Origin of the sequence: Candidatus Kuenenia sp., assembly GCF_027493735.1 — a bacterium.
GTDB classification, from domain to species: Bacteria; Planctomycetota; Brocadiia; order Brocadiales; family Brocadiaceae; genus Kuenenia; species Kuenenia stuttgartiensis_A.
Genome location: NZ_JAOSKF010000006.1, coordinates 190,840 through 210,044, shown reverse-complemented (window position 1 = coordinate 210,044; position 19,205 = coordinate 190,840). Strand labels below are relative to the sequence as shown.

Sequence of the window (19,205 nt, the reverse complement as noted above, 5' to 3'; positions counted from 1 at the left end):
AAGAACCTTTTCATGTGTCTGATCATCAGGGACGATAATATCAAAATGCATTGTCAGCCCGTTTTTCTTCACTACGTGTGTGTCATAGACAGATACTTTCATAGATTTCCCTTTCTTCTTTTAGAATTAAATTAACAGATTTCAGAGAGACGATCACCAACAAGCATATCTGTGATCCTCATTCCACCAATTATTGTTTTGAGATATACTATATTTACATTTTTATTCATTATAACGATTTTTATAGGTAGCTTTTAATACTTCTGTTTCTTCTTCCGAAAGGCCCTTCATCCACAAGTGTTCTTTTTGTTCCAACAATTTCTCAATTTTTTGTTCGTATTTTATCTTCATATCATCACTCTTTTGGGCAGCGGCCTTAATTACGGCAGGTAAAAACTTCATATAATAGTGTTTTGCCACCTCATACATGCCATGCCAGTGAGTATAATCAGGACCCATCATGCTTGCTCCATGCCGCGCTCTTCTGCCTTCATGGTGCCACAATTCCCAGAAAACCCATTGTACTTCATGTTCAAATGGTGCATTTGGATTTAAGACTTCATCCTCAGCCAGCGCAGTCATCATTGCCTGTGCAGGTTTCGCAAATTTTTCGTTGTAGAGGTTCACAAGACTATCGAATTGGTGGTAAAAATTGTCGACATGAGTATGGTTATGGCAATTTCTACACACGCCCTTCATTTTTTCACGCCGTTCCTGCCATGTTACAATTTTATCAACACGTTTTGAGACGATTTTATTAACCAACGTTTCCTCCTGCACGATTTTTTCAGTCACCTGAACCCTTTCACCAATCTCAGGCAATTTCCGTGTATCGGGATAATCTTCTTTAAAACCATCTTCATATATCACCAAATTTATCTTTGTACTGACGACCGGCCGAAGTGTCCAGCTAATTCGCTCTCCAACATCATGGTTGCTGGCGGTATGCTGTCCTTCCGATGTCATATAGCTGCTGATATGGCAGGTGGTACACGTCGGAGCTGCGGAGTAATCCTTTCCCAACACCCAATCACCTTCTTTATCCAGCGCCATGTGATCAATATTGGCGGTATATGCAATTCCATGCTTTGATTCTCTATAAATTTCCATTTGAGGATGGTCGGGCCCCATGTGGCACTTACCACAATTTTCAGGCGCTCTGGACAATTTTGCCTCAAATGAATGTCTCGAATGGCATGCGTGGCACGAACCTTTTGAACCATCCGGATTTAACCGGCCTATTCCACTGTTTGGCCATGTATCAGGGTCAATTACCGGCTTTCCTCCTTCCCGCAATATTTCACCCGCATCATTACGCATAAATCTTATTATGCTTCCGTGACATTGCAAACAACCGTTAACGGCATCGGCATTATTGTCCGGAAGGCCAATAACCTTCTCTGCAAGCACATTATCAAGGCTATCTAAGATCTCTCCGGCTTTTGCATGATGACTTCTGGAAAACTCTTTATACTCAGTTGCGTGGCAATTTGAGCAGTCTTTGGGAGTAACTAATGTAGAAATCAAAGCTCCCATATGCTGCCAGGCGTCTATTTCTCCTTCATTAGCCTTGTGACAATCAACACACCCTACCGCTTTTTGAGCATGCAGTGATCGCTCCCATTCCATTACCAGAGCAGGCGTCTGGTTTTTATGGCATTCGACGCATATTTTATTCGCAGCGGTTATTACCGGACCTGGCTTTACATCTGGTGGGTATTGCTCTTCAACTTCAACAGCTTTCTTCGGTAAATGTGAAAAGTCCCCGGTCAATGCCTGGTCATCTCTGTGTAACTCATTAGCCTCAGTACATACGACGCTAAAAACTGACAACCCCAGGAATAAAAACATATTAAAAATCTTTAGCAGGTTTGTTTTGTTGCACATGTGTTTAATCCTCTTTTTTGGGAATTAGCTTTTTAAAATATTTAATATTTGACACTTCTTCTCTCTTATCCGGTTGATAGTCTATATATTGTACCCTTCCCTCCAGCACACACCCTTTCTGCAATGGCAGGCATAATTTCTTTAATCTTACACATTCATCTTTTTTTTGATGTGGACAATCCCAACTCATTTCTTTTTCAACACCTCCAAAAGTACTTGTGCATTATTTCGTCCCTCATCTTTGGCAGCATATAGTAAAGTAACCTTTTCCTTTTTCCCCAAATCTATCAATTGTTTCAAGAGGTCGTTTTTATCTTTCAACTCTTTCATATAACGGCTTTCAAACTCCTGCCACCGATCCTCTTTATGAGCAAACCATTTACGGAGCGTATCACTGGGACTGATTTCTTTCATCCAATGGTCGATTTTAGCCTCTTCTTTTTTGAGACCCCGCGGCCATAGGCGATCAATCAATACCCTTATCCCATCGCCTTCATCTGGTTTTTCATAAACCCGTTTTATTTTAAACATGGCAAATTTAAACCTTCCTTCACTTCACACTATAAATAATCCTGTTTAGTTTTACAACAATAACAACCGTTAGCCCGTTCCTGATTTTCAAGATTTCCCCGCCCCTCTGCTTAAATTCTCTTATTCTTCTATTATTATCGCAGTGACAGGACATTCACCTGCCGCCTCTTTACAGGCATCTTCGTCCTCTTTAGGAACAATAGCAACATATGCTACTGCCTTGTCATCTTCCATTTTAAAAACTTCGGGACAGATTTGAGTACATAAAGCGCAACCGATACACATATCTTGATCCACCTTTGCCTTCATAGATTGCCTCCTTTTTTATTCCTCTTTCATTTCGAAAAAACAATTAAATTGGTAACGGTTTAGATTTTTGGAAAAGCAGAAATGCTCGTGCCCAAGCTCCGGCTTGGGAACACAATTGCATTGGAGGCTCTTGCTTCCATTTAGCAATAATTATTTGGTTCAAAAGAGGTCTTCAAATATCATCGGTAACCCGACTTTTGCAATTCGATTCCGGAAATTGCTATTTTCTGGCAGGTATCTCTATGTAACCATTGATTTTAAGTGTTAATTTACCAAAATGGCTTACAGTGTGCAGACCTATTTTGTGCTTCCCCTGAATTGACTGGTTTAGCGGTTTATCTGCCATAGAATTGCGAAGGTCAGGGGTAACATACTGAAAAACCTGCAAGCTGTCATGGGTTCATTCCCTTTTACATTCGAAGCCGGAGCTTCTCAAACAACCCCGTTCTCAAGCCGGAGCTTGGGAACAAGCCGTTTTTTTTCATAACCAAAGTGTTAGTATTGAGAACAAATTCTTTTTTCATGGTTATTGAGTTATAGCCAAATAAATATGATTTTAGAAATTTGGCGATAAAATGGCTTTCTGAAAAATAGATTTATTTGACTAAGCATACTATCAAACACACCCCTAAATCCCCTCTTGATAGAGGGGACTTCTCATCTCCCCTCTAAAAAGAGGGGCCGGGGGGGTGTAAATTTTTCGAAAACCTTATTTGTTTGACTATAATTCAGAAATATCTTGCAAAGTAACGCAGGCCTCTGGCTTGAGTTTCAAATACCAAAAACAGGAAGCTTATGAGACAATAATGATACTGAAAGCGGAACGAAAACAACAACCATTTTTTTTAAAAAGGACTTATTTATGGAAAATAAAAACGTATTACCCGAAAAACCGGGGCGTTATCCGGCAATTCCTGTTTGCGAACACATAGGCAATCGCAGAAAAGATTGTGTTGCTTTAAAACACCACTCTTTTCTGGGTACAAAAGATATCGAGCCGTGCCTGGCAAGCGTTGTACTCCTTTTCGGCAAAAGCAAAGGTATTCGATTCATTTACTGGGTTCAAAGCTAAAATCCGTAAGTTTTTAGTTCAACTTGAAATACTATCTTACCTGATTTGACAGACAGAATTAATGATAATTTCCGGAAGCTGAAACCCGTGGTTTCAACCTGATTGAGCATATACCAGCGTAGGAATTTAGAATTGTGAAATTTTCTTATCCTCCTTATACTATTATTCCGCAGGATCGATGGTAAGATAAAGCGAAATATCGCTTTTCTTTATATGCAGGAGTATTTTTTCATCGGCATCAGCAGAGATCAATGCCCTTATAAATTCAGCGACATTTGAAATTTTATTTCTATTTATTTCCGTAATGATATCACCTTTTTCTATATTATATTTTGCAGCCGCGCTTTCCGGTTGCACATCAATAACCAATACCCCCTCACCCCCGTTTTCATTTTCGGATACGTTTTGTACCATTATGCCAATGTTCTTTTCGGGAGGTATCGTTTCCGGTGACGTAGCAGAATAGAGTACAGTTGGTCGTTCGCCAAGAATCACATTTAGCTCCATTTCTTTGCGGTCTCGTATGATTCTCATCGCAACATGCTTCCCTGCTCCTGTTTGTTCCACCATGAAATTCAGGTGATTTGCGTGCCGCAACTTCGTCCCGTCAAACTCAACAATGATATCACCGCTCCGGAGTCCTGCGGATTCCGCGGGAGAGTTACCCAGTGCCTCCGTCACAATGACTCCTTCTGTAATGTCAACACCAAAAGCCTCCGCCAGTGCAGGGTCAATCTCCTGGATTGTTGCGCCCAGCCACCCCTTATAAAATGGAGATACATCTTCCTGCACCAAAACATCATGCATGTCCTTGTTTTTGGAAATATACGGCTCGGGGGCAACTATTGCCGGAGGAAAATTCTTGCCCTTGTTTAAAACAACGGCAATCATTGCCGCCACAGTTACCATTGCTACACCGCCAAGGACAGCCGTTATGGTTTTGTTTTTTCCTTGCGAGGCTTTCCGGACAGGTTTTTTCCCTTTGCCAAATAATTCATAGTCATATCTCCTTCGCCGGTCATGATTGAGGAGTATATCAACGGCCTCCCGCAAGGTACCTATTCTTCGCAGGGCAAAGTCCCTGAATTTTGGGTTTGAACTCAGGCTTTCCCAAAGAGACACTTTTCTTTTATATGCTTCCAGAATTTCATGCTCTCCGGCAGTTGCGTCTATTTCCAAAAGAGCATAATAGTTTGGGAGCTCAGGTTGTTGAGAAGTGCCGGACTGTCTGACGACAATAATTGGCCTTGAATGAGAAGATGGTTGATGTTGCCTCACCCCCATCTTGTCTGTTTCTGTTGTTATCATATCGGAAGCTGTTGCCTGGCTAAGTCCCAGGGTATCAGCGTAATTAAGAAGTATCTTTTTCCCCTCCTGCGTGAGCGCGTTGTCGCTTGCAACAATATGAATCATTTTTTTAAATTCTTCTCCTGCCTTTTTACCGCTGTCGGTTGAGAGTTGTTTGTCGTATGCTGATTTTTTTGAAGGATTGGTCAATACTACATACGCCTCCTGCAGTTTTCCCATTGCTTCGGCAGAGGCGGGCCCTGTTTCTTTTGTTTTCGTGTTGGCGGGGTTTGTGTTGTATCGTTTGTTCGCTTCGCGCCACCAGTCATATCTTTGCTGAAAAGATTTTGTTATATTTTGGGCGGAATAATTTTCGCCGAACCTTAATCCCAAACGTTCATAGTGGTTTTTAGAAGGGTCGATGGCGCTTTTCCATTCATTGTTGTGGAAATATTTATCAGGATCAAACGACGTAGCCATGGCTTGTTTTTCTGTTTGTTGAAAAGTTCTGTTTTAAATGGACAAACAACCACGAAATCAACCGCATAAACGCAGGGAGGAGCATTCCTGATTTTTTGTAACAGTTTAGATTTTTGAAAAACAAAAATGCTCGTTCCCAAGCTCCGCAGACTGGGTCAAATGAACAATTTTATCCTATTTTACGACAGGCATTCTCCACTTTAATGGTAAAACAGCACTAAATAGGGTCTAAAACAGGCATAATGCGAGGAGTTGCCCCCACTTTTGAGACAACAAAGTTCATTTGACCCAGTCTGTCCGGCTTGGGAACGTAATTGCGTTGGAAGCTCTAGCTTCCATTTAGCCGGTAAGCGAAGCTTCGTGTATTATTCGATTCAAAAGAGGTTTCCAAATATCTTGGGTAACATACTGAAAAGCCTCCAAGCTAACATAATGGGTTCATTCCCTTTTCCATTCGAAGCTGGAGCTTCTCAAACAATCCCGTTCCCAAGCCGGAGCTTGGGAACGAGCGGTTTTTTTCATAGGACTAAAGTATTACAATTCTTTGTAAAAAAACAAAATATGTGAAAATATACAAAAAATCGGGAATGCACCCAACGCAGGGTTAATCTTGCGTAATTTACCATTAACAAAGGAAGCGAGTGGGTTGTCTACCTCAACTTATTGAGAAGTTAGGTGCATCGGTGTTAACTTGTTATTGAGGCTTTTTCAATGTTCATAGTTGCAGCTTTTATTTCCTGGGCAGTCAGACCGCCGGTATGCTCCACTGTTATAACTACCTCTTTTCCTGATGGGAGATGAATACCGTGCACCTCCAGTATTCCAATATCATTGTATTTATAGGCCACCTCGATGGGGCTGCCTTTTGGTGAAGGGGGGATATCCCGTATCGAACCTTGCGCGATCATATTGCAGTCCAGGGGGTCGCATGTATCGTTTTCTCCCATAATTCCGCCTTCCATAATCCGCAGAAGAATGGAAGTCTGGTTGTCGGTGAGTGTTTTAAAAATATCCTTTTTTTCAAACGGCAGGGGAGTAAACCTTGGTATCATTAGAAAATTCCGCTCATTCCCATCTCCGTCCAATGCGATGATGCCCAGATTATGTGAAGCGACTTTTTGCACTTCCACTCCGGCGAGCCTCTTCACCACTTCAACGGGCATATCGCCGCTGGAAATACTTAACATTGCGGCGTGCCAGGCAGCGCCAAGGGCTACGCATTCATCAGGGTTTAGTTCATCGCTGGGCGTTTTTCCGCTTATTTCTGCAATCATATTCCTTATCATGGGCATTCTTGTAGAACCGCCCACCAGGAGAACCGCCCCGACGTCTTGCCACGTCATGTTTGCATCGCTCAGCGCTATTCCGCATAATACCTTGCAACGGTCAATGAGATATTTTGTAATTTCTTCAAACGTATCTCTGGTCAATTCTACCAGGAGGGTATTTCCCGCGTGCACGCACATAATCTTTGTCTTTTCGCGTTTTGTGAGTTCTTCTTTTGCCTTAATTGCGCGTAATTGCAAATCCTGATACGCTGAAAGATCATCCAGCGGGTATGTTCCGTATTTTTCCTTAAAAATCTTTGATGCATACCGGATGATTTCATCATCCCAGTCCTTGCCACCAAGCAAGTGGTCGCCATTAACCACCACCTCCCGTATTTTTCCGCCTTTGATTTCAAGGATAACCACGTCAAATGTTCCACCGCCAAGGTCAAAGACAAAGACATTTTGATCCTGTTTGAGTTTATCGAGTCCATAAGAAAGCGCGGCGGCCACCGGTTCGTCAATTACCGCCAACACGTTAAATCCCGCAATGACGCCAGCCTCTTTGGTTGCAGCCCTCTCGGGATCCCCAAAATAGGCCGGACATGTAATTACCGCATCTGTTATCATTGTTCCCAGCCGCTCTTCGGCGTCATTTTTCAGTTTTTTCAGGATAAACGCCGAAATTTCCTGGGCGCTGTACTTTTTCCCCTCATGCTCAAAACACCAGCCCTTTACCAGTATATTCCCCTGCTCATCCTTTTTATCTTCTTTTGGTTTTCCCATTTGTCTTTTTACAAACTCAACGACCTTGTTTGGTTCCGCTACAGCATTCTGTTTTGCTATTTCTCCTACAATAATATCATTCACCTTTTCAATAAGGACCACAGAAGGCGTGATACGGTCTTGTTCGGGACTGGGAATAATCTCTGCTTTGCCGGTGTCCTCATTAATGTGCGCAATGGCTGAAAAAGTAGTGCCCAGATCAATTCCCACTACGGTTGTTTTTTTAGGCGACATAGTTCTCTTCTCCTGTTTTTGTTTTTTCCAGAGCATCGTTTTTCAGAAAAACCGACACGGGTACTTTCCACCGGCAAAGATGCGTGCCGTACGCTGCATCATTCTTTACGATATTTCTTTATTATTACTTCCTCAGGCCTTAGCGTCTTGCCGTTCCAGCAAAAACCCGGTTTTACAATCTTCGCCACCTGGTTATTTTCGCTTTCTATGCTGGTTGGTACCGTACCTATCGTTTTGTGAAGTTTATAATCAAGAAAATCCGGATGTTTGTGATACAGTGTTACCTCTCTACGATACAGAATTTCCAGAAGCCCTTCCTTTATCGTATGCATATTATGCCTCATTGCTGCAATATCATCCTTTGTCATATCCTGCTTCTCTTCGAAAACCGAGAGTACCTGCATGAAATCATCATAAAGCATAATCAGGTCAATGAAAATAGGTTTTTGCGACTGGGAAATGAAATTGTCACGATAGAGTTTCAGTTCTTCGTGGAGTTTCTCAATGGTCTTTTCTTTTGTTTCGTCGTAAGACAGGCGGGTTTCAATCAGTGATTTCACTTCTTCCAATAAAACGTTGTGGGATGCAAGCATTTCTGTAATGGTGGTTTGTTCTGTACCCTTTTTCCCGGAATGTTTCATCTCGCCCTGCTGTTTCATCGGATTGCCATTTTCTGTATCTTCAGGTGTAATCGGTTTTTCAATACCTTTCAATCATACTCCCTCTTTTCATGCATTTTATTTCATATCGCAGCAAAGCCGCAACCAAAATGTAGAGACGCACCGGCCGTGCGTCTGTCCTTTAACCACAAAGGGCCTAGCGCGGCCTTTGGCCGCAACCAAAAAGGTGATTTTTAGTTTATTATAAAGTATAGTAGTATCCTCGTAAATAGTAATCAGACAATTTGGAGGACACTACTTATGAATAAGTTGATGGAATTATATCGAGACAGGATCGTGGGTGCAATAAGCGGTCTGGACAGGATTCGTTTTCGCGGGACATTGCGGTGGTTGGCCAGTGAGCGTGGGATGGGAACATTCATGAACCAAGCGAGAATTCTGCTTAAGGATTTTTCCGGTTGGGTCAATGGGCTTACGGCACAGGTGCGAGACAGTTGTGAATCGCGGGCGAAAGATTTGGGTATCGAGGTGCGGTATTTGATGAGCAGCGGTGTTGATAAGGAGAAGTTGGCTCGCCAGATCGCGGCGGATAAGAGGATTACGGAAGGTTCCATCTGCCTGTTGAGTGTGGTAGAGCCTTGTATTGCGCCGATGGTCAAGGGCAACAAGGCCAGCAAGAAGCTCGAGTTGGTAATGGCGCCCCGCAAGTGTGTCTTTGTGTATCATTATTTTAACGATCCAGTGTTTGGTTTTGGTCATGTTCGTATCCAGAGTTGGGCGCCGTTTAATATTTTCATTTGTCTCAATGGTCGTCATTGGCTGGAGCGGCAACTTCAGAAGCAAGGTATTGATTATGTTAAGGACGGCAACTGTTTTGTGCGTATAGAGGATATTGCGGCTGCGCAGGTTCTGCTCCATGAGCAGCTTAAGACTGACTGGGCGAAGCTGCTGAACGGGCTTGCGTTGGGCAGTTGCCCGGCATTGTCGCAGATTCTTCGTCCGTTGGAACCGGAGTATTACTGGTCTGCGGATGAGACGGAGTGGGCGACGGACATCATGTTTAAATCGGTTGAGGCATTGGAGGAGTTGTTTCCATCGTTTGTTCATCATGCGATGCGGGTTTGCGACAGTTCTTCGGTGATGAAGTATTTGGGTAGGCGTAACCTTGCAGGCGCTGCCCCTGATGAGGTTATCAGCGACTATCGAAGACGCTATGAAGGTATACGGGTCAAGCACAGTGTGAATTATAATTCAGTGAAGATGTATAACAAGAGCGGTAGTCTCTTGCGTATTGAGACAACGATCAATAATACGCGGGACTTTAAGGTCTTTCGGAGTCCCAATGATGATGAAGGCAAACCGGCGTCATGGCAGAAGATGCGTAAGGGCGTAAGCGATCTTCATCGACGGTGTGAGGTGAGCCAACAATGCAATGATCGTTATGGGGATGCTTTGGCGGCGGCTCAGGTAGAGGAGAAACTGAAAGAAGTGGTGAGCAGCGCTTGTAACAAGGTTGTCAAAGAGGGCAAGAGGTATCGAGGTTTGAATCCCTGGCAGCAGGATGATTACCAGATGCTGATGTTCCTGTCCAAAGGCGAAAACGCGATAAATGGATTCCGCAACCATGATTTGCGTAAGTGGCTTTACCGGGAATCCGAACAATCCGGCAAGGATCAGCAAAAGAAATATTCCGGACGAACGACCCGACGGATAAAGATGCTGCGGGCACACGGTCTAATCCGCAAAGTTCCGAGGGCCAACCGCTATGTTTTGACGGAGAAAGGCCAGAAGTTCTCTTGTTCACTGATGACCGCTTCAGCCCTTGATATTAAAGCACTTACGGAAATGGCGGCATGAAAAACACGCATAAAAAACAAGAAATTGATGGATAGTAGTACAAAGAACACGAAGGAAAACTTACAAAAAAAGAAGTTTTTACAGGGTAATACTATAGGGAACGGGAAGCCAAAAAGTAAGACATTAAGCATTGGTTTATAAAGAGTTATATCACCTCAAAACACATATATCAACAAGAAACCATGAAAAGGGTCAAGTCTTTACTCCTGGCATCGGCCTGCATATGATTGACAGTGAGACAGGTCGCTCCTGCGGAGCCTATCGGTAATATGTTTTTCGAAAGACCAAAGTGTTGCAAGAAGTTTTTTATCTGCGCGACTCTACCTATATCTGCGGATAAAAGGTATTTTCAGGTGTGTGAAATCGACTTTTCATCCTCATGCAGTATCGGGCAATCCATCCTTGACCTTTTTTTATTCTGCGATATAATCCACGGGTGAAAATTAATCCCTTATTTTTTTCTCCAGATAGCGGGAATAAAACAATCTCCTCAAACACACTAAGGTGTTTCAAAAATTAAATTATTCAGGAAATGCGTAATGTTAAAAGAAAAGTTCGGCTTTATCGGCGGCGGTAAGATGGCGGAGGCGCTTTGCAAAGGCATTATCAGGGCAGGCCTTAGCGCCGGCAGCAACATTATTGTTAGCGATGTCCTTGCAGAGCGATGCCGTTTATTAAAAGAAGAAATTGGCGTCCAAACTACACAAGACAATCATGATATTGCCGCCTTTGCAGACGTTATTATCCTCGCGGTGAAACCGCAAATTATCGGTGAAGCGCTTGAGAATATAAAAAACGACATAACTCCCCGTCATTTAATCATATCCATCGCTGCAGGCATTCCCCTGCATTTTATTGAATCAAAACTCAGAGAAAACGTTCGTGTTATCAGGGTCATGCCTAATACACCATGCCTGATTGCCTCTTCGGCGACGGCCTTTGCACCAGGGAAACATACAACGGAAGGTGATAAGAAATTGGCGCACGCGATATTTAATGCCGTCGGAAAGGTTTTTCAACTTGAGGAAAAATATTTGGATGCAGTTACAGGGGTAAGCGGGAGCGGGCCTGCCTATGTGTATATGTTTATTGAGGCATTATCAGACGGCGGGGTAAAAATGGGACTTCCAAGAGAAATAGCAACGGCCCTTGCGGCGCAGACAGCATTGGGCGCAGCAAAAATGGTGCTGGAAACCGGGCAACATCCCGCACAGTTAAAGGACGCCGTCACCTCGCCTGCAGGAACAACTATTGAAGGTGTGAGCAAATTAGAAGATGGCGGATTACGTGCCGCTGTCATAAATGCAGTAGAAGCCGCCGCTTTAAAATCTAAAAAATTGGGAGAATTATTATAACATGAAAATAAGCGCCATACAAAAAGAAACAGCAGAACTTGCAGTCAATACATTAAAAATGCTTTCCGCCGACGCAGTTGAAAAGGCGCAATCAGGGCATCCGGGATTGCCTATGGGGTGTGCGGATGTTGCGTTTGTTCTTTGGACACAGTTTTTACAATTTAATCCGGAAGACCCGAATTGGCCCAACCGGGACCGGTTTATCCTTTCCGCAGGCCATGGTTCTATGCTGCTCTATTCCTTATTGCACCTCTATGGATATGACCTGTCGCTGGATGAAATAAAACAATTCCGGCAGCTTAACAGTAAAACACCGGGACATCCGGAATACGGCCATACCCCTGGCGTGGAAGTCACTACAGGCCCTTTGGGGCAAGGATTTGCAAATGGCGTTGGAATGGCAATAGCAGAACGTTTGCTTGCGGCACGGTTTAATAAAGTTGGCAAAAAAATTATCGGTCACACCATTTACGGGGTTGTAAGCGATGGAGATCTGATGGAAGGAATTTCCTCCGAGGCTGCTTCCATTGCGGGGCATCTTGGGCTTTCCAACATTATCTACCTTTACGACAACAACCACATCACGATAGAGGGAAACACCTCACTTGCTTTTACAGAAGACGTGGCAAAACGTTTTGAAGCATACTCATGGAAGGTTTTTAAAATTGACGGGCACAATCATAATGAAATTGCGAATGCCATACAATCTGCTCAAAATGAAAAAGAAAGACCCTCTCTTATTATCGCGACAACCCATATTGGAAAAGGGAGTCCGAATAAGCAGAACAATGCGTCCGCTCACGGGGAGCCGCTTGGAGAAAAAGAACTTGCATTAACAAAGGAAAATATCGGCTGGTCAAAAAACCCGGCTTTTTACGTTCCTGATGAAGTAAGGCAACTATGCGCTAGCCGCGTAAAAGAGTTAAAAGATGTTTACGAAAACTGGCAAAATGCCTTTCATACCCGCTTAAAAGAGGATCCGGATTTTTCCGGAGAGTGGAATGCTTATATGAATAAAGCTATCCCGGACAACCTTGAATCTAAGCTGCTTGAGACCATCAAAAAAGATTCAGTCGCAACAAGGGCTGCTTCCGGAGATATGATGCAGATAATTGCACAGCAAATACCGTCCTTCATCGGCGGCTCTGCCGATCTTAACCCCTCCACTAAAACGTTTATTAAGGGGTCGCCTGCCATCAACAAAAATTCATTTATTGGAAAAAATATCCACTTCGGGGTTAGAGAACACGCCATGGGCGCTGTTCTCAACGGCATGGCGCTTTATGGCGGCATTATTCCCCATGGTTCCACGTTTCTGATATTTTCCGACTACATGAGACCTTCTATCCGGCTTGCTGCGTTGATGAAGCTTCAGGTAATTTATGTATTTACCCATGACAGCATATTTCTCGGAGAAGACGGCCCAACGCATCAGCCGATTGAACAGCTACCCTCCTTGAGGCTTATTCCAAACCTGTTGACAATAAGGCCTTCGGACGCAACCGAAACGGCTGCGGCCTGGATAACGGCGCTGAATCACAAAAACGGTCCAACAGCACTGATACTTACCCGCCAGAATATTCCGGTTATTGACCGCTCTGTGTATCCTTCGTCAGAGGGATTAAAACACGGCGCCTACATACTAAAGGATTCCATGGGTACTCCGGATATAATCCTCATGGCGTCTGGGTCCGAGGTATCAATCGCCCTTGAAGCAACACTAAAACTGCAGGAAAAGGGCGTTGCTGCACGTCTCGTAAGCTTTCCTTGTTTAGAATTATTCAGGAACAACCCGGAGGCATATAAAGACAATATCCTTCCACCGTCATGTACAAGGCGTGTCTCCATTGAAGCAGCGGCAAAAGGAATCTGGCATGAATTTACTGGCATCAATGGCCTTATCATCGGAATTGACCACTTTGGTGCATCTGCTCCCGCAAAGGCCCTGGCAGAACACTTTGGATTTACCACAAAAAATATTTTAAATGAGATTGAAAAAAAGTGGGGTATATAAACATTGACGAACTTTGTGTACGCGCGTGTGCTTTGCGGTTAAAATCCCATTGATTGCGGCGTTATCGCTCTATGTATAATTTAAACTGGCAGAGACTTTTTGTAATAGTGTTTTTTGGTTAATTGTTCATGACTACTGAAAATGTAAAAATTTGCCCAAAATGCGAATCCGAGTATTATGCGCATATTTCTTTATGCGCCGACTGCGGAGTTCTCCTGATAATGCCGGAAGAGGTTGAAAAAGAAAGAAAGAAAAAGCCGGACATTCCCGCGTCTCACCACGATGAATTGGTCACCATCAGGGAAGAAGGGAGAGAAAGCGTTCGTGAGTTATCGGATTTACTTTTAAGAAAAGGGCTTTTTTCTAAAATTGTCTTAGCCCCTGGCTGTAGTACGGGAAAGTGTGGATGCCGGTATCTTCTCTTGACAACAAAAGGGAATGCTCTCGCCGCACATAACTGTATTGAGGAATTCCATACACAAAAGTATCCTGAAATCAAGGCCTCTCAAGACTGGGAATCGCAGGGAAGATGCCCTGCTTGCGGTTATAGTATTCGTGCTGATACGAAAGAATGCCCTGACTGCGGATTGTTACTCATCATTGAAAAGTGATTGCTTATCGGGTATAGGTTAATTGCGATTTGTCAATGAAAGGCGCTGGATTGGATCGATGACCTGGGGAAGGGTTCCTCTTATAAAATTTCCATATGCACGTTTATTAGCGTTCATTGGCGGTTATTTTATTAACCGCGATACACGCAAATAGAAGCTAATGAATAACGAATATCGAAGTATAAGAAAACTTCATAATTCGATATTCCTTGTTCGATATTAGTTATTGGAGTCCATTTAAAAAATATCAAAAACAACTTAATGCTTATGGGAAGGTACCTCCGTATTGCACTTGATACATTAAGCGCAATACGGAGTCTCCGAAATCCATTTATATTTGTATTTACTCGTGCTTGTGGTCCTTACTTACTTCCTTTTCGCATTCAAAACAAAAATACGTTACACCGCACTTGTGACCCTCGCCCACCTCCTCCTTGCAGGCATAGCAGAAATGGGTAAGGCCGCAAATGTGTTCATCCCCGACTTCTTTTTCACACTCGTAACAATAATACGTTAAATCACAAATATGTCCAGCGCCTACTTCCTCCTCGCAGTTCAGACAAAGTGTTGTTACGTTGCAAATATGCCCATCTCCCACCTCTTTTTTGCAATCGGGACAAAAAAATGTCAAATCACAGATATGATTAGGTCCAACTTCTTCGACGCATTCATGGCAAAATTGCGTTGTGCCGCAAATATGCCCGGAACCTGCTTCCCTTCCGCATTGACTGCAATAGGTAGTAATGCCGCATATATGATTTTCTCCCACGACTTTGCCACATATGGAACAGGTGCTTGTTTTTGCAGCAGACACCTCCGTTTTTGCGGCAGAAGGTGTTTCTGTCACGACTTCTTCTTTCTTCTCCTCTGTCACAACATCTTCTTCCGGTACTTTAACCCCTAAAGGTTCTGCCGCTTCTTCTATTGTTTCTGCTTCTACCGGTTCCGGAACAGCTTCTACTGTTTCTTCCGCAGGAGCCACTTCCGTTATTTCTTCCTCTTCAACGATCCCTTCTATTTCCACTGGTTCAGCAACAGGTTCCGCCGTTTCTACCGCAGGAGCGTCATAAGGCACAACTTCTATCTTTACTTCCGGCGCCTCTTCTTCCACCTGTGTTTGCGTGGAAACGCAAGATGCGAGGGAAAACGACATGCCTATTAACGCGGCAACCACTAAATAGCCCTTTTTCATTCCTTTTTTTCTCCTTTTTAACAAATTAAAGATAACTAATCTTTCACGCTATAATTCATTATCGATTCCAGATCATCCGGTATTTCTCTCTTCTCTATATCCACTCCGGCGGCAGAGAAAAACTTCTTTCTGACAGCATCAAAAGTGATTTTCGAAAGCGATCTTTTATCTGTAACATCTCCAAATATGCCAAGTTCAATACAGCCTGCAGCCATGGTAGCATGCCCACCCGCGTTCATAAAGCCAAATGCTTTTTGCAATAATGACGCGAGATTGATCCTGGAATCCACACTCCTCGCCGATAACTGGACCTTGTCTTTGTCAATGCCGAAGACGAGCACCGTAGAAATACCTTCCATTTGCAGCATCAGTTCGGCTGCCTGCGGTAGCGCATCGCGGTCGGTTATGAATTCTACGAATGAGGTTAAGTATGCCCCTCGTACTTCACGGTTTCTTATTGCTCTTCCAATGATATCCATCGTTTCTGCGCTCATGGGGGGATTTTCAATTTGGTTTAAGAGCCCCACATCTACCAATGGAGAAAGATAGGCTGCCGCGTCAAGGTCTTCAGTGGTTGTGTTCCTTGTAAATCCACTGGTATCTACTCTTATACCATAGCGAAGTGCGGTCGCAAGCGGAACGTCCGGCGCTATTCCCAGATACCTTAAATACCTTGTCATAATGGAAGAATTGGCGCCAATACCAGGCATTATTTCAACAAATTCCCCTTTTACAAGGCTAATATCCGTTTGGTGATGATCTATAATGACATGAACGTTCGTATCGGGCGGCAATATATTATTTTTCGAAGGTATAGAGGCTTCTATTAACGCTATTTTATCAACAGAGTTAATAATACTTAGCGATTCGTCGGGAGTATTGAGTCTGATAAGGTCTGTTTGCAACAAATTGACCAGCGCCTTATTTTCCTGATGGCCAATGTTCCCCCCATAATAAATCTTTGATTTAATGCCGTATTCCCCGGCAATACGTTTGAGCGCAAGCCCGGAGGCAATAGCATCGGGGTCGGGATTGTTCTGTAAAAAAATAGCCAATCCGTTATTCGTTGCCTCCCGGAGAACTTTAACCAGTTTCGAGGCAGACCTTCTTAGTTTTGCAGATTCCAGTTCATTGAGAATCGCATCCGAAAGTATCCTGACGGATTCAACAGCACGGTCGGCTCCGGCAGCCATTGATTCAGAGGATTCTTTATCGTCTGTCACTTGCGTTAAAACAAATTTATCAGGGAATAATTCCTTGATGCGTTTTATTAAGGCAAGGTTTTCTTTAGGATTTTTTTGTAAAATAATAAAGGCTACGGGGTCTTTCCCCGGCAAAGAACTGAAGTTGTAGTCATAAATATCTGCGGTTATCGTGGTGATATTAAATTCTTTTAAGGCATTTAAGGCCTGTTCATCCTTGTCTATTACAAGTATTTCCTCTTCACCGGATTTGCTTAAATTTTTAACCAACGCCCTAGCAACACAATCGCAACCAAGGATTATATACATAATTTTATTTCCTTAAAAGATTGAATCCTATTTCATAACGCAACGCAGTAAGCAAGCAGCAAAATCCCTCGTAAGAAAACCTGCCTCTATCCATGCCGGGCATGGCAGACGTGAGTGAACAAGGGGGAGGAACAAGGGGATTGTAAAAAAAGCGAGTCCGGTAAAAAATTTTTTTACCGGACACTATCCTGATAATTCAACAAAACGTTAGCCAATTATACGAATATGTTTTTTTCAAGTCAACATTAAAAACAACGGACAATAAATTTAACCTTTTACAAATATTGAGGTTACAATAAAAACAAGGGGGCAAAATACTTGTTTTGCTGAAATTATACACTAGTTTTGCCTTGAATAAAAGGCTTGGTGTTAAGTAACATCATGTATCGAATATTTTCAAGGTCTTTTTATCAGACAGAGGCTTCATTCCGCCGCTATTTTTAACCCCTTTTTTTTCGGATATTTCACTATGTCATTAACCGAAGTCATCAAAAAAGCAGGCATTTCTGAAGACCGGTGGCAGGAATCTATTGACAAACATGATGTTGCCAGAGAAGAGTATGATGGCATCTCCTATTACCGGATAATGAGAAAGGTCGGCCCTTTGGGAAAATGCTCAATCGTTACCTGTGCGGGCATTATTTTTGACTTTCCAAGGATTGCAAGAATATTGCATCTGGAGAACGGATTAAAGAATGCGTATGCGCAACCTTTTTATGTTGAAGAAAAGGTTGATGGTTATAATGTGAGAATTGTTTGTATCCGGGGAAAAGTACTCGTCTTTTCACGAGGTGGATATGTTTGCCCCTTTTCTACAGACAGGATAGCTGATTTTCTGGATATACAAAAAATATTTGCCGATCACCCCGACCTAATTGTTTGCGGGGAATTTGCGGGTCCCGATAATCCTTACAATATTGAATGTCCCCCTTACGTTAAGGAAGATATACGCTTTTTTGCCTTTGATTTAATGCTGAAAAATACTTCTCGAAACCTTCCTGTTGAAGAGCGGTTACGAATCTTCGATAAATATGGCATGCCTACCGTAAGGCGATTCGGGCGTTTTTCTTCTGCAGATATCCTTGCCCTAAAAGAGATTGTTAAAGAATTAGATGATGCAGGCAGCGAGGGTATTGTTTTCAAACCAACGTGTAAAGAAGAAAAGACCCTGAAATATGTTACTTTCGGGTCATGCCTGCGCGATATACGCTGCAACGCTCCACTCATGGCGGAAATAGCGTCAGAATACTTTACTCATCGTATAATCCGGGCAGCTATGTATCGTTATGAGCAATCCCATGAATTAAACCCTAAAGATTTTACTGCCCTGGGTGAAGCATTATTAAAACCCATTTACGAAAGTGTGAAAAAGGCTGCGGACGGAGAACTTATCAGGGAAGAGTTTCTTCTCCGTTTTCGTGAAGAGGAAAACATTCAACGGATGATGGATCATTTGCAGAAACGCAAGGTACATTTTGAAATACTATCGAAGGAAAAGGCAGGCTTTTATTGGCAGGTACGTTTCGCCAGGAAATGTTACGCGTCGTATGACACCCTGCAAAGCCATTTAGGTGGAATGGCACATGTAGACTGATTTTTTGCAAGCCAGCATAGCATGAGATAAAAAATACGAAGCACGAAATACGAAACAAATTCAAGAAAGCAAAATCCCAATGGAAAACCCTTGGAGCTATTCAGCATAAACATTACACGACTCCCTGCGGGTTCAGGGTTACAATCCATGGCAGACATCAGAAACTTTTTAATTGAAACAAGAGACAACCCCGAAATCTGGAGAGATAAACGCAGGCGGAACTGTGAAATAAAAGAAAACTTTTGGGGTCCTTACAAATTTGAAACACGAGTTGAAATTTTAAAACGAATTTTAAAAGCACAGCGAACAATACAGGCTACCGAATGCATTGAATTAATCACACATCAGGAAATGGTGCTGATTCAATACTATTGGTTCAGAGATAGTTTTTTCAAAACCAAAGTATCCCAAATTTATAATCACATATTCAAAACTCAAATTGAAGTGAGCAAACAAGAAGAAAAATTCAAACAAGAGGCAGGCCTGCTTAAAAAGTCCTGCAAGCAGGAGCCAAAGGATGTGGAGTTAATCCAAGACCTGTTAGCGCTGCAAAAAGGATTTCCGCTACAATCCCTAACGCAAATAACAACATAACAA

At 42.9% G+C, this 19,205-nt stretch carries 17 protein-coding genes; 7 read left to right on the top strand and 10 right to left on the bottom strand.

The annotated features are described in order from the left end of the window. The 5 genes from M5U24_RS05260 to M5U24_RS05240 all read right to left on the bottom strand — a co-directional run. Positions 1-102, bottom strand: a 102-nt coding sequence (locus M5U24_RS05260; protein WP_298201793.1) for a DUF2024 family protein, incomplete at its 3' end; no start/stop codon positions are given. Between the two features lie 120 nt (positions 103-222). Next, positions 223-1,887 (bottom strand): multiheme c-type cytochrome, encoded by a 1,665-nt coding sequence (locus M5U24_RS05255; RefSeq protein WP_099324985.1) that lies wholly within the window; start codon positions 1,885-1,887, stop codon positions 223-225. 4 nt (positions 1,888-1,891) lie between these two features. Next, positions 1,892-2,077: a hypothetical protein gene (locus M5U24_RS05250; protein WP_099324984.1), complete on the bottom strand. Its 186-nt coding sequence runs from the start codon at positions 2,075-2,077 to the stop codon at positions 1,892-1,894. After that, a complete protein-coding gene (locus tag M5U24_RS05245) occupies positions 2,074-2,418 on the bottom strand; it encodes a DUF488 family protein (protein ID WP_099324983.1) in 345 nt (114 codons plus the stop codon). Before M5U24_RS05245 ends, M5U24_RS05250 begins: the two co-directional genes overlap by 4 nt. Before the next feature lie 120 nt (positions 2,419-2,538). After that, complete coding sequence (locus tag M5U24_RS05240) at positions 2,539-2,727, bottom strand: ferredoxin (RefSeq protein ID WP_099324982.1); 189 nt, start codon at positions 2,725-2,727, stop codon at positions 2,539-2,541. A gap of 862 nt (positions 2,728-3,589) precedes the next feature. Between M5U24_RS05240 and M5U24_RS05235 the strand changes: the two genes are divergently transcribed. Then, positions 3,590-3,799 (top strand): hypothetical protein, encoded by a 210-nt coding sequence (locus M5U24_RS05235; protein WP_099324981.1) that lies wholly within the window; start codon positions 3,590-3,592, stop codon positions 3,797-3,799. A gap of 162 nt (positions 3,800-3,961) precedes the next feature. Here M5U24_RS05235 and M5U24_RS05230 read toward each other — a convergent pair whose 3' ends face one another. From M5U24_RS05230 to grpE, 3 genes are all read right to left on the bottom strand, one after another. Continuing rightward, complete coding sequence (locus M5U24_RS05230; RefSeq protein ID WP_099324980.1) at positions 3,962-5,566, bottom strand: PDZ domain-containing protein; 1,605 nt, start codon at positions 5,564-5,566, stop codon at positions 3,962-3,964. Positions 5,567-6,252: 686 nt separating this feature from the next. Beyond that, positions 6,253-7,854, bottom strand: coding sequence for an Hsp70 family protein (locus M5U24_RS05225; RefSeq protein ID WP_157820493.1), 1,602 nt, complete (start codon positions 7,852-7,854; stop codon positions 6,253-6,255). Between the two features lie 98 nt (positions 7,855-7,952). Continuing rightward, on the bottom strand, positions 7,953-8,567 hold the full coding sequence (gene grpE, locus M5U24_RS05220; protein WP_099324978.1) for a nucleotide exchange factor GrpE: 615 nt from the start codon (positions 8,565-8,567) through the stop codon (positions 7,953-7,955). Between the two features lie 207 nt (positions 8,568-8,774). Between grpE and M5U24_RS05215 the strand changes: the two genes are divergently transcribed. From M5U24_RS05215 to M5U24_RS05200, 4 genes are all read left to right on the top strand, one after another. Next, complete coding sequence (locus M5U24_RS05215; protein ID WP_099323647.1) at positions 8,775-10,331, top strand: hypothetical protein; 1,557 nt, start codon at positions 8,775-8,777, stop codon at positions 10,329-10,331. A gap of 539 nt (positions 10,332-10,870) precedes the next feature. Beyond that, positions 10,871-11,686, top strand: coding sequence for a pyrroline-5-carboxylate reductase (gene proC / locus M5U24_RS05210; protein WP_099324977.1), 816 nt, complete (start codon positions 10,871-10,873; stop codon positions 11,684-11,686). A 1-nt stretch (position 11,687) separates the two neighbouring features. Further along, positions 11,688-13,700 carry a transketolase gene (tkt, locus tag M5U24_RS05205; RefSeq protein WP_099324976.1) on the top strand — a complete coding sequence of 671 codons (2,013 nt, stop codon included), beginning with the start codon at positions 11,688-11,690 and terminating at the stop codon, positions 13,698-13,700. A gap of 128 nt (positions 13,701-13,828) precedes the next feature. Next, positions 13,829-14,311 (top strand): hypothetical protein, encoded by a 483-nt coding sequence (locus M5U24_RS05200; protein ID WP_295100932.1) that lies wholly within the window; start codon positions 13,829-13,831, stop codon positions 14,309-14,311. 343 nt (positions 14,312-14,654) lie between these two features. On the opposite strand, the gene M5U24_RS05195 is transcribed toward M5U24_RS05200, so the two are convergent. Together M5U24_RS05195 and M5U24_RS05190 are read right to left on the bottom strand one after the other, a co-directional pair. After that, positions 14,655-15,503: a hypothetical protein gene (locus tag M5U24_RS05195; RefSeq protein WP_099324974.1), complete on the bottom strand. Its 849-nt coding sequence runs from the start codon at positions 15,501-15,503 to the stop codon at positions 14,655-14,657. A 35-nt stretch (positions 15,504-15,538) separates the two neighbouring features. Then, positions 15,539-17,014 carry a DHH family phosphoesterase gene (locus tag M5U24_RS05190; protein ID WP_099324973.1) on the bottom strand — a complete coding sequence of 492 codons (1,476 nt, stop codon included), beginning with the start codon at positions 17,012-17,014 and terminating at the stop codon, positions 15,539-15,541. A gap of 469 nt (positions 17,015-17,483) precedes the next feature. Between M5U24_RS05190 and M5U24_RS05185 the strand changes: the two genes are divergently transcribed. Together M5U24_RS05185 and M5U24_RS05180 are read left to right on the top strand one after the other, a co-directional pair. Further along, a complete protein-coding gene (locus M5U24_RS05185; RefSeq protein WP_298201766.1) occupies positions 17,484-18,608 on the top strand; it encodes an RNA ligase in 1,125 nt (374 codons plus the stop codon). Between the two features lie 147 nt (positions 18,609-18,755). After that, a complete protein-coding gene (locus tag M5U24_RS05180; protein ID WP_099324971.1) occupies positions 18,756-19,202 on the top strand; it encodes a hypothetical protein in 447 nt (148 codons plus the stop codon). The last annotated feature ends 3 nt before the right edge of the window (positions 19,203-19,205 follow it).